The organism is Singulisphaera chitinilytica, assembly GCF_049331405.1.
GTDB lineage: Bacteria > Planctomycetota > Planctomycetia > Isosphaerales > Isosphaeraceae > PoT.
Genome location: NZ_CP186274.1, coordinates 7,561,879 through 7,582,886 on the forward strand (window position 1 = coordinate 7,561,879; position 21,008 = coordinate 7,582,886).

Consider the following 21,008-nt stretch of genomic DNA (forward strand, 5'->3'; position numbering starts at 1 on the left):
TATGTGTAATTTTTTTGTATTGGTGCGGCCACTTCAAGTAGGCTCCCGGGATGGAGCACTGCCGAAGGATCGTCCGCAACCGCCTTGAGATCAAGTTCCACCTGGTGTGGATCACCAACATGTACCGTAAAAAGTTACTGAGAGTTGACGTCGGCCTCCGGTCTCTCCAAATCGTTCGGACGATCCGTGCGGAGTTGGAGGTCGAGATCCTCAAGGGGCATGGCGGCGCCGATGAAGTGCACCTGTTCGTCTCCTTCCCTCCGCGCTTGTCGGCGAGCTACATGACGAATCAGCTGTAGAGAAAGAGTTCGCGGCGGCCGATGCAGGAGTATAGTCACCCGAAGCGGCCCGACAGCGGCCGACACCTGTGGGCCCGCGGGTTCTTCGTGGCGAGTCGGGCAAAGTGAGAGACGAGATCATCATGGAGTCCATCCCGTTAGATTCGCAAGCGGGATTAATGCCGACGAAGGCACGGGAATCCGGCTCGGGCATTCCGGCGAGCAGGAAGCTACTTCAAGGCTGGTGGGAACGAAGGCATACGGCGATAGCTGTTGTCACGCTCTTGTGCATCGCCTTTTATTTGCTGATGCGTTTTCCCATGAGTCTAGGGGAACCCACGGCTCGATGGCCACTTTGGATTGCGTTGGGCTTCGGCGGGTGCCCCCTCGTCGTCGAATTGGTTTTGCGGTTGTTCCAGCGACGATTCGGGTCGGATCTGCTGGCCGGTATCTCGATCATCACCGCTGTGCTGCTCGGCGAATACCTCGCGGGGACGCTGGTCGTCCTCATGCTCTCGGGCGGAGAAGCCCTGGAGTCGTTCGCAGTCCGCAAAGCATCGTCCGTGCTCGACGCTCTATCTCGCCGCTCGCCGTCCATCGCGCATCGAAGAAGCGAATCGGGAATCGAAGACATCCCGCTTGAGGGAATTCGGATCGGCGACGTGATGGTGGTGCTACCGAATGAACTCTGCCCGGTCGATGGCATTGTCATCGAAGGTCACGGCACCATGGATGAGTCCTATCTAACGGGCGAGCCCTATCTCGTCTCCAAATCGATCGGCTCCGAGGTCCTATCCGGGGCGGTTAACGGCGAGTCGGCGATCAGCATACGTGCGGTGCGATTGCCCGTTGATTCCCGATACGCCCGGATCATGCAGGTCATGCAACAGTCACAGCAGGAGCGCCCCAGGCTGCGAAGGCTCGGCGACCAGTTGGGTGCACTCTACACGCCTCTCGCCCTGGCCATAGCCCTGGCGGCATGGCTTATCAGCGGTGAGGCGACCCGTTTCCTCGCTGTGCTCGTAATCGCCACGCCATGTCCCCTGCTGATCGCCATCCCTGTGGCGATCATCGGCTCGATCTCGCTGGCGGCGCGGCACAGCATCGTGGTCCGGGATCCGGCGGTGTTGGAACGTATCGGCCGCTGCAGGACGATGATTTTCGATAAGACGGGGACCCTCACATATGGCAGGCCGCTTTTGGTCGAGGAGTACGTCGATCCGTCCTTCGACTCGCGAGAGGTCCTGCGATGGTCGGCCAGCCTGGAACGTTACTCGAAGCATCCCCTATCGACTGCGATGATCGAGGCGGCCGAGACTATGCGGCTCGGCCTCATCCCCGCAGAATCCGTGCAGGAACATCCCGGCGAAGGGCTGCTGGGTAAAGTCGCCGGTCATTCTCTCCAAATTACCAGTGCCAAAAAACTGATTGCCGAGAGGCCCGAGTTCCAAGCCGATCTGCCGCCGCGGACTGGGGGGCTGGAATGCGTTATCCTGATCGATGGACGTTATGCGGCCACTTATCGATTCCGAGATGAACCTCGCGTTGAAGGTGCCGCTTTCGTAGGTCATCTGGGCCCGATGCACGGCTTCGAGAAAGTGATGCTCCTCTCTGGCGATCGTCGGTCAGAGGTCGAGTACCTGGGCAAGCGCGTGGGCATCAACGAGTTGCATGCGGAGAAGAGCCCTGAAGAAAAACTCGCCATTGTCCGTGAGGAGACGTTACGTAACCCAACGATCTATGTCGGGGACGGCATCAATGACGCCCCGGCTATGGTCGCTGCAAGCGTCGGGTTAGCGATGGGCCAGCGGAGCGAAGTGACGAGCGAGGCAGCCGGCGCTGTTATCATGGACAACATGTTGGGAAGGGTGGATCAGTTACTGCATATCGGCCTTCGGATGCGGCGGATCGCCCTGCAAAGCGCGGTGGGCGGCATGATTTTTAGCCTGGCCGGCATGATATTGGCCGCCTTCGGGTTTCTACCGCCCGTACTCGGGGCGATCTCACAAGAAGTCATCGATGTCGTGGCGGTGCTCAATGCCCTCCGCGCCGGGAGACCTCAAAAAGCGTTGGAAGACTACGGATCGCAAGACACCGCTCCGTCCGCCATCGACTCGAGGCAAATTAAACAAGCATGAGACTTTCTTGCAACGACTCCCAGCCGCGATTGGCGGTATGTCGATGGCAGGGATGTCGTTGTTCAGCGGCTCTCACCATGGGCCATTGAATCTTGAGGAGCCGGTGTCTCCGCAGGAGATATCTCCGACAGGCCGACTCGCAGCGACTCACCTTTTCTCAGGGACTTACGACCAAAGTTTTTCGATTGCTCCTGATTTGTCGACTCAACGTTCAACGCGTGGTCGATGTCCACTAGAAACGTAGCCGAGGTGGCGGGAGGTGTTCATGGCCGAGAGTTTGGAGCCATTGGCCTCCGGACGTTCTGGCGGATCTCTAACTCCGTCGTGAACGATACCCATATCCAGCTCAATCGCTTCTAACTGTATTCGTGAGGGTGCCCTGATTGGCCAAACGGGTGTGCATCTCTTCAGCCTGATCCGCGGACTCATGTCGGCTTCTAGCGTTAACGGTGTCCTAACTCCCTTGCAAGCCGATGACGTACGGCATGAGGGCCAGGAACAGGATCTCCCCAAGTTTGTGGCTAGGATCTCATCGGAAAACTACAGTATTTTGATCATAATGGTTGGCAATTGGATTAAAAGACATGCGTTGAGATTCAATTGACTCCTACCTCAAAAACGATATAACTTCAGAAGTGCCTAAGCGTGGTCTTGGGAGATATTTCCCGGTGCGAGCCTTAACCAAGGTCATCCTGGCAATCCTGCTCACATGGGCAGGCATCGTGCCGACGGTACCCATGCCGTCGAGCCCGGGGGCCAAGCGTGACTATTTCTCCGGGGCGCACCTGGCCAACCGTCCGCGGGGTAGGCATCGGACGGTCTCTATCGTGGATGTTCGCTCGTCACGGCAAGAGTCGCCGGTCGATGGCGGGCCCCATCGCAGGCCGTACGGCAACGCTCGATTCACGCATCCACTCGATGATCTTTCATCGGCACATCGTTCACATCGTTTCAGCCGTCGATTCGATCTCCATCCCTTGATCCCGCTACGCTGTTAAGCCTTCCCCCGCCGACGTTTCCACGTCCAGTCTCTCGGCCATCCTCGCCCTGAATTTGACCTCGCTCTCGGGCTGCGCGTCGAGAGTGCACGCTCGATTCTTTGCAATGGACGACTGATTACGTCTTCATGCATTTCGGGCTTTGATGCGGCTGTATAGAGCGATATTCGGGGACGGGTATGGGCGGCGCCAGCCGACCAACGGTCCTCTGGAAGGCGAAGGCCGTGGTCTCGGCGAATTTCAGTCGTCCGTTGATGCGTAGAACCATCCCGGATGCCGAAGGTGCATCGCCGGTCGTGGGTCGCCACCGAACCTCCCGACGATAGTCCAAGACTTCAATGCCGTATTGCGGTCCCCCCCTCGCAACGCGGCGCCCGCTTCGAGCATGATACGCCAGCCCCTGGCGATGACGTCGAGGCGACGCCCGCGCAGATCTCCTCATCTCTCCATGAGCTTTCAACGAGATGATCCCTTAAGGGCTTCGTTTCGAATCAAGACTTGAATGATTACTTCGAAAAATCGGAGTCTGTGATCGCCTCCGGCCGATGGTCTCGGATGTGTGATCGTAGCGGTCATGCCTGCTCACGGGGCTGCGAAGTATGAAACGAATGGCGCGGCCACGAACGGCCGTGTCCGCTTAAATGCGAATCCCGGAGAGGTGCTCTCCCCGGCGGCATCAACGGACAACATTGAGAGGGGGACGGGCCTCATGCCGGTCATTCCAGGACGACTTAACGCCGAGGCGAAGGAATGATGAGAGGAGTTCGGATGCGAAACCACGCCAAGGTCTCGATCGCGGTGGCGACCGTTTACCTCGCCGCGATCGGGGCGGAAGGTCCCCGAGCCGGATCCGCCGAGCCCGGTGCGAGGCCGACCCTCGCCGCCGCGCCCGCGGCCCGCACCGTCGCGACGAGAGCCGGACGTCCGGCGGTCAAGCCCGCGCGGCCGGCCGTCGATTCGACCGAGCCTGAGGTGACGATCCCGACCGCTCCGGAGACGATCCTCGATTCGAACATCCGGCCGCTCGACCTTGGCACGGCGCTCAGACTCGCTGGGGCCCAGAACCCGCAGCTCTCGATCGCCCGCCAGCGCGTGGTCGAGGCCGTCGCGCTCCGCCAACTCGCCGCCGCCCAGATCCTGCCGTCGATCAACTACGGTATGAATTACGACACGCACACGGGGCCACTCCAGCAGTCGAACGGCAACATCCTCTCGGTGAACCGCTCGGCGCTCTACGTCGGGGCCGGTTCGGGTGCGGTCGCGGCAGGCACGGTGGGGGTGCCGGGCGTCGTGCTCGAAGGGAACGTCGCGGTCGGCGTTTATGGATATCTCGTCTCGCGCCAGGTCGTTGCCCAGCGCGAGTTCGGCGCGGTCGCCGTGCGGAACCAGGCGTTCCTCAAGACGACGCTGGCCTACTCGGAATTGCTCCGGGCCGAAGGCCGCCGCGCGGTGGCGCTCCAGGTTCGCGACGAGGCTCGTCGGATCGCCGAACTGACCGCCGCTTATGCGAACGCTGGGCAGGGTCGCCATGCCGACGCCCACCGAGCCCTGACGGAGCTCGAGACGCGAGAGGCCGACATCAAGCAGGCCGAGGGGGACATCCTCACGGCCTCGGCGCGGCTCTGCAACGTCCTCTTCCTCGACCCGTCGCTGCGGCTTCACCCAACCGATGCCTTCGTGGTCCCCCAACCGATAGTTCCCGATCCCATGCCGCTGGGCGAGCTGATCGCCCTCTCCTTGCTCCAGCGGCCGGAGCTGAAGGAGCGGCAGGCCGCGATCCGCGAGGCGATGCTCGCCCTGGAAGGGGCCAAGGTCTTGCCGTTCTCGCCGACGATCCTGATCGGGTACAGTTCGGGCGGGTTCGGCGGCGGGTCGAACCTCGTCCGGCCGGTCTTCGGAGGATTCGGCGGCCGGTCCGACTTCGACGTCATGGCCTACTGGACCTTGCAGAACATGGGGGTCGGCAACCTCTCGCTGATCAACGTCTCCAAGGCCCGGTTCGGCGTGGCCCAGTATCAGCAGATCGCCGTGCTGGACCAGGTCCGCGCCGAGGTCGCCGAGGCTTACGCCAAGACACATGCTCAATTCTCCAAGATTGGCATCTCCGAGCGGGCCGTGAAGAGCGGGACGGCGGGACTTCGCGAGGACCTGCTCCGGATCGAGAACACGGTCGCACCGGCGATCGAGACGGTGGACAGCTTGCGGCTGCTCGCGAGGGCCCGCTATGCCTACCTCGACGCAATCGTCGATTACAACCGCGCCCAGTTCGAGTTGTACGTGGCGCTCGGCCAGCCCCCGGCCGACACGCTCGCAAGGCCGGTCCCCATCGAGGGGGTCACGCCCCCCGGTGAGAGGATGACCGTCACCCCCGAGCGAGTCCCCGATCCCGACGCGGGAGTTGGCGTTCCCACGAGTCCTCGAGTCCCGAAGCCCGATGCCGCCAGACCCGTGGGCCGGAATACCCCTAGGGCCGCGCCCAGGCCGGCCTCCTGAGATGGGCCGGAACAATGGCGTACGAACGTCTCTGAGATGCCGAATCGGGAGCGCAATGATGGCGAGGAATGCGAGTCGGGAAAGGCCGAGGGGGAGCCTGAAGCCGGGCGTGATGTCGGCCCTATGCGCGATGGCGCTCTGCGACTTCGTAGCCTCGGGATGCGTCTCCCCTTCGAGCCGCAAGGTGAACGACCTCGCAACGTCCGCCCCTGCCTACAAGGCGAAGGTCGCCGACTCGGCAGCAGCCCCCGCGCCGATCCCCCGGCCACTGAGCGAGAAGACTCGGGGCGATGGGCTCGTTCGCACGCAACACGAGCAGCCCGCCGCCGGATCAACGACGGTCGACGAGGCCCTGCCGGCGCTCCCCGATCCCTTGCCTCCGCCCTCGCGTCCGGGCTCGGTCGCGGCGACGGGCGAGGCAGACCCGCCCGAGGCCGTCGCCGAGGAGGCCCGCGTCGTGACGATGATCGCCGCGGTCCCGCCAGGAGCCTCGGAGTATGCGATCGACCTCACAACCTCGCTGCGCTTGGCCGAGGTGGAGAATCCGCAGATCGCCGAGGCCCGGCAGCGGATCGGCGAGGCCCTGGCGGTGCTACAAGGTGCGAGGGCCTTGCTCCTGCCGGACCTGAACATCGGCATGAATCTGCACCAACATACGGGCAACCTTCAGCGCTCCTCGGGCACGGTCCTGAAGCTGAACGAGAGCTCGCTCTACTTCGGCGGCGGTGCCGATGTCGCGGCGGCAGGCACGGTCGAGATCCCGGCCATCAGCATCTACAGCTCCCTGACCGACGCCTACTTCCGCCCCCTGGCGGCCCGTCAGCAGGTCGACGGAACCCGGTTCCAGGCCTCGGCGACGGCCAATCGGATCCTCCTCGAGGTCGCCGGGCTGCACTTCGAGCTGCTCGCGGCTGAGGCCGATCTGCGCGTCCGTCGCGAGACGGCCTCGCAAGGGGCCGAGGTCGCACGTCTCACGAGGGCCTACGCCTCATCGGGCCAGGGCCGCGAAGCCGACGCCGAGCGCGCCACGACCGAGCTGCGCTTGGTCGAGCTCGAGGTGAGAGAGGCCGAACAAGGGGTTGCCGTCGCCTCGGCGAGGCTGGCGCATCGGCTCCACCTGGATCAGACGGTGCGGATCAAATCGGCCGTCCCCAGGCTCGAGGCCATCTCGCTCATCGATCCCGAGACTCCCTTGCCGAACCTCGTCCAGATCGCCCTGGCCGAACACCCCGAGATCGGTGCCAAGTCGGCCGAGCTCGCGGCGGCCGAGACGAGGCACCGGCAGGAGATTTATCGGCCGCTCCTGCCGACCCTCTTGCTCGGATACAGCGGCGGTGCCTTCGGCGGTGGCAGCGACCTGGTGGGGACGCAGCTATCCCACTTCGCCGGCCGGACCGACTTCGACGTCCAGGTCTTCTGGACCCTGAGCAACATGGGTTTCGGCAATCTCGCCATGATCAAGCAGCGTCAGGCGGAGGTCGGCCAGGCCGACGGCGACCGCGCCAGGACGATCGCCGAGGTCCGCAGCACCGTCGCCGAGGCCTTCGCCGAGGTCGCCGCGGCGAAGCGTCGGATCGAGGTCACGACCAAGCAACTCGCCAGCGCCGAGGAAGGGTTCCGCGAGGACGTGGATCGGATCCGCAACACGGTCGGGCGCCCCATCGAGGTCGTCAACAGTCTTCAACTCCTGAATCGAGCACGCGTTGATAGGATCCGGGCGATCACCGACTACAACAAGGCGGAATTCAGGCTGTTCGTGGCCCTCGGCTCTCCCCCGCCGCTCTCCGGTCCGGCGGACACCCCCCTACCCCCGGCGCCGATCGCCACACCGCTCTTGCCGCCGCTCGCCAGCAATCAGGCACCGACTTCCATCCCCCCCTCGATTCCGTTCGCCCCCCCGATCCATGAACGGGAACTAGTTCAAGAACTCGTGACGCATCAGAGTCCAGAATTCATACCGATTCCGGGGCACCCCGGGATCCGGGAGGCGCTTCTGTGAACGGCTTGATCCGTGCCTCGCTCAAGAACCCTTATGCGGTGACGGTCTTCTGCCTGACGCTGGTTCTTTTGGGCTCGGTGTCGGTCTACATGATCCCGATCGACATCTTGCCGGTCTTCAAGAGCCCGGCCGTACAAGTGCTCACGTTCTACTCGGGCATGCCCGCGGCGAGCGTCGAGAAAGATATCACGAACCGGATGGAGCGCTGGGTCGGCCAGGCTAACGGGACGTCGCGGCAGGAGTCGCGCTCGATCGTCGGGGCGAGTGTCGTCCGCGACTTCTTCCGGAGCGGCGTCGACCCCAACGGAGCGCTGACGCAGGTCAACTCGCTGGCCCTGGCGGCCGTGCCCAACCTGCCGCCGGGGACACTCCCCCCCGTCGTCCTGCCGTTCGACCCGACGAGCACGACCCCCGTCGGTATCGTCGCCGTCGACAGCCCCGACCAGTCGCAGACCGAGTCGATCCTTTACGACGTGGGTCGCTATGAAGTCCGCAACATGGTCATGAGCATCAACGGCGCCATCGCGCCGGTGGTCTACGGCGGCAAGATCCGCGCGGTCATGGCCTACCTCGATCGCCAGAAGCTCGAGGCTCGCGGCCTCTCGCCGCTCGACGTGATGCAGGCGATGGACAAGTACAACGTCTTCCTCCCCACGGGCGATGCCAAGATCGGCGACACCGATTACGCCCTCGACTCGAACTCGATGTTCGACTACCCGTCCGAGATGGGTGACATCCCGCTTCATTCGAAGATCGGCAATATCTCGTATCTGAAGGATGTCGCCACGACAAAGGACGCCTCGTTCATCCAGACGAACGTGGTGCGGATCGACGGCCGTCGCGAGGTGTACATCCCGGTCTTCCGCCAACTCGGCTCCAGCACGCTCGCCGTGGTCAACAGCGTGCGGTCGAGGCTCGACGAGTTCACGGCGAGGCTCACCCGAGGCGGGATCGAGCTGAAGCTCGTGATGGACCAGTCGATCTTCGTCCGCCAGGCGATCTCGAGCCTCGTGCAGGAAGGCGTCCTCGGGGCGGTCCTCTGCTCGCTGACAATCTTGTTATTCCTCGGCCAGTGGCGGATGACGGCGATCGCCGTCATGACTTTGCCGATCTCGGTGCTCTCCGCCTGCATCTTCCTCTACTACGCCGGGCAAACTGTCAACGTCATGACCCTGGCCGGCCTCACGCTGGCGATCGGCCCGATGATCGACAGCGCGATCATCTGCCTCGAAAATACGCACAGGCACCTCGGGCTCGGGGCCTCGCCGCACGACGCCGCCTACCTCGGCGCGAGCGAGGTCGCCTTGCCGGAGCTGGTCTCGACCCTCTGCACGTTCCTCGTGCTCTCGCCCCTGGCACTGATGCCGGGCATGGGCGAGTTCCTCTTCCTCCCCTTGACCCTGGCCGTGGCCTTCGCCATGTGCTCGGCCTACATCCTCTCGAGAACCTTGGTCCCAGCCTGCAGCGCCGCCTGGCTGAGTGGTCACGGGCACGGCGATGAAGGCTCGCACGCGGCGGCCCGCAAAGGTCTGATCGCCCGCGCCTTCGGGCGTTGGGAGAAGATGATTGACGGCATGTTCGAGGCCTACTCGCGGCTCCTCAAGGTTGTACTCAAGAACAGGATCATCGTGATCGTCGGCGGCTTCGGGGCCCTGGCTATCACGATCGCGGTCCTCTGGCCGGTCTTGAGGCGTGAATTCTACCCCGAGGTCGATGCCGGCGCCTTCGAGATGTACGTTCGGGCCCCGAGCGGAACCCGGATCGAGCGAACCGAGGAGAAGATCGCCCTGATCGAGGACTTCATCAAGAAGTCGATCCCCGAGCATGACCTCGAGCTGTTCGTCTCCGAGATCGGCGTCAACGCCGACTGGTCGGCAGCCTACACGCCCAACTCCGGCCCGATGGACGCGGTCGTGAAGGTCCAGCTCAAGGAGCATCGGTCCAAGTCGGCACAGGAATATGTGCATATCGTCCGCACGGGGCTGGCCAAGGATCCGAGGTTCCGCAACATGGATTTCGGATTCGACTCTGGTGGCCTCGTCCGGGGTGCCATGAACGAGGGGAAATCGACGCCGATCAACATCCGTGTCACCGGCAAGAACCAGAAGACCGCGAGGCGGATCGCCGAGTTGATCCGGGCCAAGTGCGTCCTCATCGATGGTGTGGTCGACGCCCGGATCATCCAGCGGCTCGACTATCCCGAGTACATCATCGACGTCAAGCGGGCGAAGGCGGCCGACCTCGGCCTCTCGCAGGAAGACGTCATGAAGAACGTCGTGGCCGCCTTCAACTCGAGCATCCAGTTCAACAAGAAGAACTTCTGGATCGACCCCGTCGGCGGCAACCAGTACTTCGTCGGCGTGCAGTATCCCGAGGGGGACATCAAGTCGATCGAGACGCTGCTGAACATCCCGATCACGGGCGCCGACCAGCGCAAGGCGATCCCGCTCAGCAACCTCGTCAGTATGAGGCGCACGACCGTCCCCACCGAAGTGACTCACGACAACATCCAGCCCACCATCGACCTCTCGATGGGGGTCTACGGCCGCGACCTCGGCCACATCTCCGAGGACGTCTCCAAGGTGATCGACGAGTTCGGCTCCCCGCAGGCCGACGGCTCGTGGAGCCCCTATGACCCGAACTCGGGCCGTCGCCAGCCCTTGAAGGGGAGCAAGATCGTCCTCAGCGGCGAATACTCCAGGATGCAGGACACGTTTCGGAATCTCGGCTTCGGCCTGGTCGGGGCGTCGGTCCTGATCTACTTCCTGATGGTAGGTCTGGATAAGTCGTGGGTCGTGCCCTTGACGGTCATGCTAATCGTGCCGCTCTGCCTCATCGGAATCCTGCCGGCCCTCTACTTCACCGGCACGGCGGTGAACGTGCAGTCGCTGCTCGGCTTCATCTTCGTCGTCGGCATCAAGGTGGCGAACACCGTCTTGATGACCGACTTCGCGCAGGAGCTGCGGCACGCCGAGGGGCTCTCGCCGACCGAGGCGATCCACAAGGCCGCCTCGGTCCGCGTGAAGCCGGTGACGATGACCGCCGTGGCGGCCTTCTTCGCCCTGATCCCCGGGGCGCTCGCGCTCGAGCGCGGGAGCGAGGCGAATGCCCCGCTCGCCCGGGCCATCCTCGGCGGCCTACTGGCCGGCGAGCCTGCAACCCTGTTCGTCCTCCCTTGCCTCTACTCGCTGATGGTCCGCGACAGCCCCGGCCAGGGCGGGCATCACGAGTCCCCCCAGGATGCAGGAGACCACGAGAACGACGGCCACCTCACCCAGAACGACCTCGGCGAGGACCAACATGACGAATCGCACACCTGAGCCTCGCCGGGCGTTCAAAGAGCTAGCAATCCTGCGTTTTTGGAGGTCCTGACCCGTGTCGACTCCCGCAACCAAGAATAAGACCGCCAGGGGGCATGCCGCCCCTGGCAAGTTTAAGTCCGCGATCAAGTGGGCCTTCTGCGCCGCGGCCTTCCTCACGGTGGCCGGCGCCGTCGGCTGGTACTCGCAGTTCCGGGGGATCCATGCCTCGACCCACAACGCCGAGGCGTTGACCACCGACCAGGGGCCTGGGGATTCGGAGCAGGTCGTCCCCGTGGAGACGACCCACACCTCCCCCGGCGGGATCATGAGGCTCTCCACGCAGATCGGCTCCGTGCATCCTTACGAGGAGGCCGACCTCTATGCGAAGGTCTCGGGCTACCTCTCGAAGCTCTACGTGGACTACGGCGACCGCGTGAAGCAGGACCAGGTCATCGCAGAGATCGACGACCCCGAGATCGTGAAAGAGTCGGAGCGGGCCGCCGCCGACGTGGAGCAGGCCAAGGCGGCCGTAGTCCAGTCCGAGGCGTTCATCGAGTCGGCCAAGGCGGATCGCGACGCCGCCGGCACGGCCATCGAACAGGCCGCCGCCGAGGTCGACCGATACACGTCCATGCGGACCTTCCACGAGAAGAAGTTCGCCCGCTACAACCAACTCGTCTCGAAACGTGCGATCCCGCAGCAAATCGCCGACGAGGAGGAGGAGAGCTACGAGTCGGCCCGTTCGTCTGAGGTCGCCTCGCACAAGGCGGTCCTCAACGCCAAGGCCCAGTTCAACGCCGCAGCCGCACGCGTGAAGAAGGCCGAGGCGGATCTCACCGAGGCCAAGGCGAACGTCGACGTGGCTCAGGCCAAGTTGGCCAAGGCCCAGGTCTTCGTCGGCTACACCAGGATTCGGGCCCCCTACGACGGTGTCATCACCAAGCGGAACTTCTTCCGCGGGGCCTTCATCCGGTCGGCCTCCGAGGGGGGGGCCATCCCGCTCGTCACCGTCGCCCGCACCGACATGGTCAGGGTCGTGACCGAGGTGCCCGACCGTGACGTCCCGCTTGCCGACGTGGGTGACGACGCCGAGGTCACGCTCGATGCCCTCGGCGCCGCGGTCTTCAAGGGGAAGGTCTCCCGCTTCGCCGAGACCGAGGATCCGACTTCCCGGACCATGCACACCGAGATCGACCTCCCCAACCCCGACAACAAGATCCGCGCGGGTATGTACGGGATCACCAAGATCATGCTCGACAAGTCGACCAAGAGCATGACCTTGCCGGCGTCCGTCGTCGTGGGGGAGTCGAAAGGGGGCAAGGCCGACATCTACGTCATCAAGAACGGGCGGGTGAAGAAGGTGCAGATCACCGTCGGTTCCGACGACGGCCTCCGTGTGGAGGTCCTCTCGGGGCTCAAGCCCGACGACGAGGTGATCGTCAGTACCGGCTCCGTCTCCGAAGGGACTCGAGTCCGGAGTGAGGGGGAGCCGACCCACCAGACGCCTCGCCAATGAGTCCGGCAACGGCACGGCTAGTTTGGATTCCCCAAGGTTCTTGTGTTGTTTACGATAGGCCCGAGGCGGAAAGGATTCCCCTCGAGCGTGGGTACGAGGCAGGAGGCTAGAACGTGGCCAACGATCGAAAACGGTGCCGGCCCGGCATCGAGGGGCTCGAAGGACGCCTGGCCCTTAGCACCGTGGCCGCGGCCCCCGCGCAGCAGGCGCAGCCGAGATCGTCGACGATCTCCGCGGCCCTCGCCAAGGGGGATACCGCCGCGAGCACGGTCGCCACGTTGCAGTCATTCACGCAGGCTTACCTGAGCAGGGTCGGGGACCCGAACTACAACCCTGCCTTCGACCTGAATCACAATGGGCAGGTCGGGCAGGACGACGGCAAGATCCTCGTGGGCGCCCTGCCGCCTCTGACAGGAAGGGTTCCCCTGGACTTACGCCTGACGGTCGCGCCGCAGGACAAGGCCTGCGGGAAGACCTCGACGAACCTCGGCGGCGCGAGCGCTCACAAAGTCACGACCGTGATCGGTCACACGACCCCGGGCGCCCTCATCTTCACCGGCACGGGGACCCTCGATCTCAAGCTCCGGGGTCCCGCGGCCGTGGCCGATGCCCAGGGTAACTTCTCAGTCAAGGTGACCCTCGAAAACGGCATCAATCAGCTCGACTTCCAGGTCGTCGACCATTACGGGCAGCAATATCTCCGGGCCTTCCCCATCCTGTGGACCGGATTCTCACGTTATTCGGCGTCACATCCCAAGCGAACTTGATGAATGCATTACCTGGCTTTGTGGGAGTGATTCGAGACTTGCCCCGGCGGAATTTGAAGGTCAACCTCTGCTATATGCCGATTCCGCACGTGCACATTCCCTGGGCATCGCACAGACCAGAGTTCTCATGGCGATACATCTACGCCCATCGGCGATGCGGTTTGCTGATCTGCGAATCGGCTTTGCCAGGGAAACATGACGCTTGCGGCAGCGAAAATCCTTGGGGTCGAATCCCGTGCCATTGCGGGTTCGATTCGTCCGTGAGTGTAGATCTGCAACGATGGTTGGCGAAATCAACCGTCCACGAGCATTCATTTCGTCGCGTAATAGGCCAGGCTCGTGCCCCCTTTCTGATCCAGCTTGTGGCGGATGCGCTCGCGATAGTCCTCGATGGTCTTGATGCTCAGGTGCAATCGTTGGGCGATCTCCGCCGTCTTTACCCCTTCTCCACCCAAGCGAAAGACCTGCAACTCGCGATCGGCTAGTTCGTCGAGCGGGGAGCACGGCACATCGCCGGCGGAGCGATGCAACATCTTCTCGGTCATGGAATCGATCAAATGAGGCTCCTCGGCCGGAGGCCGAGGTATCAGGAAGGCCCCCCGAGGGGGCCCGATACGTGAGGAAGCCCCCGTTGGGGGCGATGACTTGAGTCGCTCCGTCGGAGCCCGGTACATGCGGTAGCCCCCGCGGGGGGCGTAAGGCCAGGAAGGCCCCCTCGGGGCCTACGGGGTTACTCCAGGTTCAACTCGCCCTGCCGACGATCCAGCTCATCCTGCTCGCGGATGTACTGCCGCACCCGGGCCTCATCAAGGCCCACCGTGCTCACGCAATAACCCGTCGCCCAGAAATGCAGGCCCGTCATCCGGCGGCTCCTTCAACAGCTCACGATGGATCCGGACGGCGCTCTTGCCCTTCAGGAACCCGATCGTGTTCGCCACGCTATACTTGGGCGGTATGCTCAAGCACAGGTGGATGTGGTCGGGCATCGCGTGCCCTTCCAACAGATCGATCCCGCGTTGACGGCACAATTCCCGAAGGATCGGGCCGATCTGATGCCGAAGCCTTCCGTAGAAGACTTTGCGGCGGTACTTCGGTATGATCACGACGTGGTACTTGCATTCCCACCGGACATGGGAAAGGCTCTGCCATTCGTGCATAGGCTCCTCCTTCCTGCCCCTCGGGGCCTTCCTGGAAGGAGGAGCCTATTTCATTGCACGTCGGATCGCTCGAAGCTCTTCGGGTCGCACGGCCAGAGGCCGTGGATTTATGACGTATTAAAATAATTCGTGCTTTTTGACTCACTTACGGGCTTCTAGGGCAACACTCAAATCCTGTGAGTTGCGTTTACCGAGGTATTGATTGAGGTCGTGGAATTTCAGGCTCAAGAAGTGGTGGCTACTTGCTTCTCGCGAGCAGGAGGCTCAATCTTACGTCAGCCCTGGGGTGCTCTTCCTTCGCATTTAAGATCCCGGCGAATCCCCGAATCAGTCGAATTTGCAGTGATTCGACAGATTTTCTCGTCAGATTCGTCGCGAGGTGTGAAACCGATCCCCCTGCTTTCTCGGGTTCCGTTTAGTTTCGAGGAGAAAACCTATGCCCAACCGCTTGCGAAACTCGATCCTGTTGATGACTTGGTTGGTCTTCATGACAGGGGCGGATGCACCTGATAGAAACCTTGATATTTACTTCATCGATGTAATGGGCGGTGCGGCGACCTTACTTGTGACGCCGGAGCGGGAATCGATCCTGATCGACTCGGGATGGCCAGGTCTCAATGACCGCGATCCGAAGCGGATCGTCCACGTCTTGAAGGACGTGGCCAGGCTCGATCATCTGGATCACCTCGTCACGACACACTGGCACATGGATCATTATGGTGGCGTCGAGGGGCTGTCGAGAATGCTTCGCATCGACCACTTCTGGGACCGAGGTCTGCCAGACCTCACCGCCAAGGACGGCGACCGCGTCGCGTTCCCGGACGGGCCCAAGGCCGACGACCCGCTCGGTATCGCCTATCAAAAGGCGAGCGAGGGGAAGAGGAGGACACTCAAGGCCGGTGATGCCATCCCACTGAAGGGGAGCGTCGAAGCCCTCGTCCTGGCCTCTGGCGGCGAGGTGATCTCCGAGGGATCGACGCAGGCTGAGAACAACCCGCTATGTGCGACCGCCCCGGCTGATCTGGACCCCGATCCCAGCGACAATGCGAGGAGCCTCGCGATCCGCTTCAAGTTCGGCAAGTTCCGTTTTCTCGACTGCGGCGACCTCACCTGGAATGTCGAGAAGAAGCTCGTTTGCCCGAAGAATTTGATTGGTTCGATCGACCTCTTCCAGGTCACCCACCACGGGATGGCGATCTCGAACCATCCCACTCTGGTCGAGTCCATCAAGCCGGTCGTCGCCGTGATGGACAATGGTCCAAACAAGGGAGGCGACGCCAAGGCGGTGGCTCGCTTGAAGTCGATCCCTTCCATCCGAGCCTTGTATCAGCTCCATAAGAACGCTGCCACAACCGACGCCGAAAACACGGATCCTATGAAGATCGCCAATCGCGAGATCGTTGGCGGGCAGTTCATCCGCGCTTCGGCTTCGCCCGACGGGGCTTCTTTCACCATCCAAATTGGAAGCGACGGGCCGATGACGAGGTTTGAGTCCCAATAAGGTCATTTGGAGTTCGAATTCTTCGACCCAGAAGCCGCGACCTCGTCGAATCATGGTCGCGGCCCCTCGATTTCAGGGACAAACAGAAAGACTGGTCGCGATGTCGGAATCTGCGGCGCCATCCCCCCTGCTGAGCACGACGGGAGGGGAATTCACCTTGCGTGAGTACCGCTTGCTTCGAGATGGACGGGAGTGGTCGATCCTCCACACGGGGGCCGTTCTCACTCGAGAGGATGAGGCCAGGGTCATAGATGTGAAAGGTCTTCGATTACCCTATGGCGTGTCGCTCTGGCCCTCGGCCATAGGCCTGGTGCACGACATCGCGAGTCGACCGATGGAGTTTGCCGGCCGTCGGATCCTCGAACTGGGAGCCGGCACGGGGTTGCCTGGGATCGTCGCCGCTTCATTCGGCGCGAGGGTCATGCAAAGCGACAGGGATGAGCTTGCTCTACACCTTTGCCGTCGGAACGGCGAACGGAATGGTGCGAAGAATCTGGAGTATTGCCTCGCCGACTGGACCAGGGCGATTGCACCATAAGTTACTTCGAGAATAGCACTTGCTCGAGATAAGCATCGCTCGTCGCCGCTATCAATCTCTTGCCCTTCAATCCGATCTTCTCCGACTTGTTGTTCTTCAGTAGGCTCAACGCCGTCCGACGCAACGCGCTGAAGTTCGCGTCCGCGTGGCCTCGCCGCAGACGGCTCTGGTCCTCGCCGAACGTCACGTCCAGCGACCAATGGCAGCTGTTCTCGATCGACCAATGGCCCCGCACCGCCGCAGCGAACCCCTTCGCGTCAAGGTCGCGGCTCGTGATGTAATAGCGCACGTCGCCGCTGGGCTTGCCGCCACGCGTCCCCTCGCCGATCGCCACGCCGATCCGCCTCAGCCCCGGCCAGCGGCCACGGTCGGCCAGGGCCTCCGGGGCGTCGCAGATCAGGTACGTCCTCGTCTCCTTCCGCCCGTGACCCTTCTCGCTCGACTCGTGCTCGCCCGCCGCCACCTTCGCGAAGCCGTCCTCCACGTGCTTCAGGAAGAACTCCTCGATCGCCGCGTGCAGCGTCGGCTGGTTCCCCTTCACCGCCAGCACGTAGTCGGCCCCGCCGGCCACGATGGCGCCTGCGATCTCCGTCTGGCAGCCCATCGCGTCGATCGTCACCAGGGCCCCGGAGATCTCCAGCATCTGCAGGAGGACGGGGATCGCCGTGATCTCGTTGCTCTTGGCGTCGGTGACCACCTGGCCCAGGCTGACGTGGTTGGCCGTGGCCCAGGCGCTGACCATGTGGATGGCCGACTTGCCCGTGCCCTTGTCGAAGCTGCGCCTGGGCGCCTTGCCGTCGATGGCGACGACCTGGCCGGCGGTGATCTCGTGGAGGGCCGTGATCCAATTCAGCAGGCACTTCTCGAACTCGGCGGGCCTGATGGCGGCGAGGACGGCGTTGAAGCGGTCGTGCGAGGGGATGCCGCTGTCGAGGTCGAGGAACCTGGCGAGCCAGTCGCGACTTGTGCCGTGCCCAGGCGGCGATGGAGACGAAGTCGTCGGCTCCCGCGATGACGGCGCAGACGGCGATGGCGACGATGTTGACGAGCGGGTAGATGACCCGGCCTCGGCGCGGTTCGGTGAGCTCGGAGAAGTGTCGCTGGATCTGAGCGGACTTGGCCCGAGCCATGATGGATGCCCGTCGAGCATGGGCGTCTCGCGCCCCGGGCTCTTGCCCGGGCCGTCGCGATCCGCCATGCTCCAGTTATCACATATTACCCAGGATGGCGCAATCGCCCTGCCGACTGGACGGCCTGGGAAGAGACTGGAGTCTATGATTGGATCATCGGGGCTGACATCCTCTATGGCGAATCTCTTCATCCTCATCTGCGACATATTTTCGACACCAAACTGGCGGAAGGTGGCCGGCTCCTCATATCGGACCCCTTCCGCACCATGAGTCTTCGCTTGATGGAGGCGATGGAGGCAGAAGGATGGGACGTTCGGTTCAATAAGTGGGAAATTGGCCTCGAAAATGTAACTCGCCCCGTCGGCGTATTCCAACTCATCCGGACGACAGCCCAAAGCACGACGGATTCCGATGCGTAGACTGTATTTGGTTACCGGGTCGACTTGGGTAAGTCGATGAGCATCATTTCGGGTGATGGGGCGCCCTTCAGAGGGCGGGGGCCGGACCGGCGGTGATGTGGCCGAAGTCCAGGACGTGACCGGCGCCCCGTCGGAGAAGGCCCGTCAGTGCCTCCGGCGTCGGCCGGCCCTGGCGGCACAGCATCCTCAGCACGCTCGCCAGCACCGCGTGCACCTTGCTGCGGTTGCCCGCCGACACCTTCCGCGCGATCACCGCCGGGCGGATCTCTCGCTCCGCCAGGTTGTTCGTCGCGTCCACGCCCTCGTGGTCCAGGAACGCCAGCACGCACTCGCGGTGCTTCCTCAGCAGCCTCGCCAGCCGGGCGTTGTCCGGGTCGGTGTAGTCGCCCGAGAGCAGCCGCCCCCACTCGGCGTGCCACGGCTTGCGTCCGGGTCGTTTGGGGTGCGGGGTGGGGTCGCCCTTGGAGAAGGGTGCGGCCTGGCACTTGCCGGCTCGCCGCTGCTTCTCGAGCTCGGCCTTGAGGCGCTCGACCTCGGCTCGCAGCTCGTCGATGATGCGGGCCTGGCTGAGGTGGACCCCATTGTCTAGACCAAAAAACGGCGATCCTTCGCTACTGTCCAATCAGGCCGTCGTGGCTCTGTCCGCTCGGTAGACCGTCCCTGGAGTCCGGTACCCCAGGGATTCGTGGAGCCGATCCTCGTTATAGAAGCCGAAGTATCGCCTCAACCCTCGCTGCAGCTCCGGCACCGTCTCGTAGCCTTGGATGTAAATATCTTCGTATTTCACGGTCCTCCAGAGCCGTTCGACGAACACGTTATCCAATGCCCTGCCGCGTCCATCCATGCTCACGGCTATCCCGGCCGCCTCAAGCCTCCCGGTGAACGCCTCGGCCGTGAACTGGACCCCTTGGTCCGTGTTGAACACCTCGGGCTTCCCCGACCTCAAGGCATCTTCCAACATCTCCAGGCAGAAGGAGCCGTCCAGCGTGTTCGACAGCCGCCAGCCGATCACGTACCGGCTGTACCAGTCGATCACCGCCGCCAGGTACATGAACCCTCCACTCATCGGCACATAAGTGATGTCCGTGCTCCACACGTGGTCCGCTCGCCGGGCTTTGACACCTCGCAAGAGATAAGGGTAGATCTTATGGCCTCTCCCGGCCTGACTCAGCCTGGGCTTGGCATAGATCGCTTCCAGGCCCATCTTCCGCATCAGGCGCTGTACTCGCTTCCGATTGACCTCCTCACCTCGTTGTTCCAGCCAGGCGGTCATCTTGCGGCTGCCGTAGAACGGGCATGCCGTATATTGCTCGTCGATCAACCGCATCAGGCGCAGGTCCTCGGGCGACTCACCCGCAGGTCGGTAGTAGAGGCTCGATCGGCTCAGCCCCAGCAACTCGCACTGGCGGCGCACGCTCAACCGGGGATGATCCGGCTCGATCAAGGGCCTTCGGTCCTCAACTGAATGGGGCGACTTTTTTCAGCCACTCGAGTTCCATCTTGAGGCGCCCGATCTGTTCGAAGAGTTCGGCCTGGCGTGCCTCGGCGTCAGCCGAGGCCGCCTTGGCCGGACTCCCGAAGACCTCCTCGGCACTGCTGATGAGCTGCTTCTTCCAGCCATGGATCGATGTGGGATGGACGCCATAGTGGCCGGCCAACTCGTTGATCGTGCGGTCTCCCTTGAGGGCCGCCAGGGCGACTTGAGCCTTGAACGCCGCCGTGTGGACTTGCCGCTTCCTCGCCATCCGTCCTCCTCCTCAGACCCGTCTGAGTAGCTTAACAGATGGTCCAGTTTTCGGGGTCCACCATAGGCGCCGTACCAGGTCGAGGAGCTCGTCGTAGGTGGGCGAGGGCTGATCCATGACCCCTTTTTTACACGACAGGCCTGGCACGACGCTACAGGATAGCCGTCAAAGACCCGGTGACCAGATACCCCCGATCAGTACCTGCACGATGTGCTTGGACTGGTTCGCTTGAGCGGTCGTCCCAAGAGCTTTCCGTGGGCGAAAGCATGAGCCCTTGTCCGAGGGCCGGATGCGGAAAACCGCCCGTCCGGTTCGATGAGCGGGGATTGGAAGCACAGCGTTAGCCACCGCGTCAATCATCGGATCTACTATTATTTATCAATAAATAAAAGTAACAATATCTGGTTGATTTCTGGTCTTCGCGTTTAAAGGGTGCGTTGCACTCGACAAAATTCCTGGGCTCTTGGAGAATCCCCGAATAGGGGCGTCTCATGATCGAGATCGTTATTACCGGCGGGCAGGCGGGGGCGGAGCAAGCCGCCTGGGCCGCGGCGCGTCGATTCGGGATTTCTACGGGCGGGTACATGCCGCGCGGGTATCTGACCGAGGACGGCCCGGAGCCTCGGCTCGGGGCACTCTATAACGCGATCGAGTTTCCGCTCGACGAATCTCGCAGGGTTCGGGCCAACCTGCGTCGGGCCCAGGCCCTGCTTTGGTTTGGAGACCCGATCGCCGATGAGATGAAGGCTCTCATCGAAGCGAGTCGAGAACTTTCCAAGCCCTACTTGACCGTCCTTCCCGGATTCAAACCGGTTTCTGACGTCGTCTCGTGGCTGGTCGTGTTTGAGGTGAAGACGCTCCTCGTCGCAGGAACCCCAGCGTCTCGCGCGCCCGACCTTGGGAAACGGGTCGCTCGATTTATGGATTTGCTCCTCGCAGGAGTTCGCAATGCGAATCGCTGATGGCCTTCCGAGGACATCGTTTGCCCTCTGACTATTTTGGGAAGCTTGGAAGACGGGTTTGTGTT

Annotated in this window: 14 protein-coding genes and 2 pseudogenes; 11 read left to right on the plus strand and 5 right to left on the minus strand. The window is 62.9% G+C overall.

Features of this window, described 5'->3' with window-relative positions:
• Positions 1–119: 119 nt before the first annotated feature.
• From ACOYYX_RS29570 to ACOYYX_RS29600, 7 genes are all read left to right on the plus strand, one after another.
• Positions 120–299 carry a transposase gene (locus tag ACOYYX_RS29570; protein ID WP_422931675.1) on the plus strand — a complete coding sequence of 60 codons (180 nt, stop codon included), beginning with the start codon at positions 120–122 and terminating at the stop codon, positions 297–299.
• Positions 300–421: 122 nt separating this feature from the next.
• Entirely contained in the window at positions 422–2,416 is a 1,995-nt protein-coding gene (locus tag ACOYYX_RS29575; RefSeq protein WP_422926300.1) for a heavy metal translocating P-type ATPase, read from the plus strand.
• A gap of 1,766 nt (positions 2,417–4,182) precedes the next feature.
• Positions 4,183–5,907: a TolC family protein gene (locus ACOYYX_RS29580; protein WP_422926301.1), complete on the plus strand. Its 1,725-nt coding sequence runs from the start codon at positions 4,183–4,185 to the stop codon at positions 5,905–5,907.
• Between the two features lie 58 nt (positions 5,908–5,965).
• Positions 5,966–7,906: a TolC family protein gene (locus ACOYYX_RS29585; RefSeq protein ID WP_422926302.1), complete on the plus strand. Its 1,941-nt coding sequence runs from the start codon at positions 5,966–5,968 to the stop codon at positions 7,904–7,906.
• Positions 7,903–11,226, plus strand: coding sequence for an efflux RND transporter permease subunit (locus ACOYYX_RS29590; RefSeq protein ID WP_422926303.1), 3,324 nt, complete (start codon positions 7,903–7,905; stop codon positions 11,224–11,226). The genes ACOYYX_RS29585 and ACOYYX_RS29590 overlap by 4 nt, the downstream gene beginning before the upstream one ends.
• A 55-nt stretch (positions 11,227–11,281) precedes the next feature.
• Complete coding sequence (locus ACOYYX_RS29595) at positions 11,282–12,724, plus strand: efflux RND transporter periplasmic adaptor subunit (protein WP_422926304.1); 1,443 nt, start codon at positions 11,282–11,284, stop codon at positions 12,722–12,724.
• 113 nt (positions 12,725–12,837) lie between these two features.
• Positions 12,838–13,491: a hypothetical protein gene (locus tag ACOYYX_RS29600; RefSeq protein WP_422926305.1), complete on the plus strand. Its 654-nt coding sequence runs from the start codon at positions 12,838–12,840 to the stop codon at positions 13,489–13,491.
• A gap of 311 nt (positions 13,492–13,802) precedes the next feature.
• On the opposite strand, the gene ACOYYX_RS29605 is transcribed toward ACOYYX_RS29600, so the two are convergent.
• Both ACOYYX_RS29605 and tnpA read right to left on the minus strand, forming a co-directional pair.
• The gene (locus ACOYYX_RS29605) at positions 13,803–14,048 is read right to left on the minus strand and encodes a response regulator transcription factor (RefSeq protein WP_422926306.1); all 246 of its coding nucleotides are present in this window, start codon (positions 14,046–14,048) and stop codon (positions 13,803–13,805) included.
• 173 nt (positions 14,049–14,221) lie between these two features.
• Positions 14,222–14,648: pseudogene (gene tnpA, locus ACOYYX_RS29610) on the minus strand (IS200/IS605 family transposase).
• Positions 14,649–15,084: 436 nt separating this feature from the next.
• On the opposite strand from tnpA, the gene ACOYYX_RS29615 reads away from it, so the two are divergent.
• Together ACOYYX_RS29615 and ACOYYX_RS29620 are read left to right on the plus strand one after the other, a co-directional pair.
• The gene (locus tag ACOYYX_RS29615) at positions 15,085–16,149 is read left to right on the plus strand and encodes a ComEC/Rec2 family competence protein (protein ID WP_422926307.1); all 1,065 of its coding nucleotides are present in this window, start codon (positions 15,085–15,087) and stop codon (positions 16,147–16,149) included.
• Positions 16,150–16,483: 334 nt separating this feature from the next.
• Positions 16,484–16,687, plus strand: coding sequence for a methyltransferase (locus ACOYYX_RS29620; RefSeq protein WP_422931676.1), 204 nt, complete (start codon positions 16,484–16,486; stop codon positions 16,685–16,687).
• A gap of 1 nt (position 16,688) precedes the next feature.
• Here the strand turns inward: ACOYYX_RS29620 and ACOYYX_RS29625 are convergent.
• Positions 16,689–17,817 (minus strand): annotated as a pseudogene (locus ACOYYX_RS29625) (ISAs1 family transposase).
• A gap of 5 nt (positions 17,818–17,822) precedes the next feature.
• Here ACOYYX_RS29625 and ACOYYX_RS29630 point away from each other — a divergent pair.
• A complete protein-coding gene (locus ACOYYX_RS29630) occupies positions 17,823–18,236 on the plus strand; it encodes a hypothetical protein (protein WP_422926308.1) in 414 nt (137 codons plus the stop codon).
• 67 nt (positions 18,237–18,303) lie between these two features.
• Here ACOYYX_RS29630 and ACOYYX_RS29635 read toward each other — a convergent pair whose 3' ends face one another.
• Both ACOYYX_RS29635 and ACOYYX_RS29640 read right to left on the minus strand, forming a co-directional pair.
• Entirely contained in the window at positions 18,304–18,858 is a 555-nt protein-coding gene (locus ACOYYX_RS29635; RefSeq protein ID WP_422926309.1) for an IS66 family transposase, read from the minus strand.
• Positions 18,859–19,981, minus strand: a protein-coding gene (locus ACOYYX_RS29640; RefSeq protein WP_422926310.1) for an IS3 family transposase whose coding sequence is annotated in 2 segments (ribosomal slippage) — positions 18,859–19,702 and positions 19,701–19,981 — 1,125 coding nt in all. Because the reading frame shifts where the segments join, the coding sequence is not laid out codon by codon here.
• A gap of 491 nt (positions 19,982–20,472) precedes the next feature.
• Here ACOYYX_RS29640 and ACOYYX_RS29645 point away from each other — a divergent pair.
• On the plus strand, positions 20,473–20,943 hold the full coding sequence (locus tag ACOYYX_RS29645; protein ID WP_422926311.1) for a YpsA SLOG family protein: 471 nt from the start codon (positions 20,473–20,475) through the stop codon (positions 20,941–20,943).
• The last annotated feature ends 65 nt before the right edge of the window (positions 20,944–21,008 follow it).

Excerpts from the sequence above, each read along its gene's own strand:
- ACOYYX_RS29570 (WP_422931675.1), top strand. The coding sequence starts at position 120 with ATGTACCGTAAAAAGTTACTGAGAGTTGACGTCGGCCTCCGGTCTCTC.
- ACOYYX_RS29575 (WP_422926300.1), top strand. The coding sequence starts at position 422 with ATGGAGTCCATCCCGTTAGATTCGCAAGCGGGATTAATGCCGACGAAG.
- ACOYYX_RS29580 (WP_422926301.1), top strand. The coding sequence starts at position 4,183 with ATGCGAAACCACGCCAAGGTCTCGATCGCGGTGGCGACCGTTTACCTC.
- ACOYYX_RS29585 (WP_422926302.1), top strand. The coding sequence starts at position 5,966 with ATGGCGAGGAATGCGAGTCGGGAAAGGCCGAGGGGGAGCCTGAAGCCG.
- ACOYYX_RS29615 (WP_422926307.1), top strand. The coding sequence starts at position 15,085 with ATGCCCAACCGCTTGCGAAACTCGATCCTGTTGATGACTTGGTTGGTC.
- ACOYYX_RS29620 (WP_422931676.1), top strand. The coding sequence starts at position 16,484 with ATGGAGTTTGCCGGCCGTCGGATCCTCGAACTGGGAGCCGGCACGGGG.
- ACOYYX_RS29630 (WP_422926308.1), top strand. The coding sequence starts at position 17,823 with ATGCCCGTCGAGCATGGGCGTCTCGCGCCCCGGGCTCTTGCCCGGGCC.
- ACOYYX_RS29645 (WP_422926311.1), top strand. The coding sequence starts at position 20,473 with ATGATCGAGATCGTTATTACCGGCGGGCAGGCGGGGGCGGAGCAAGCC.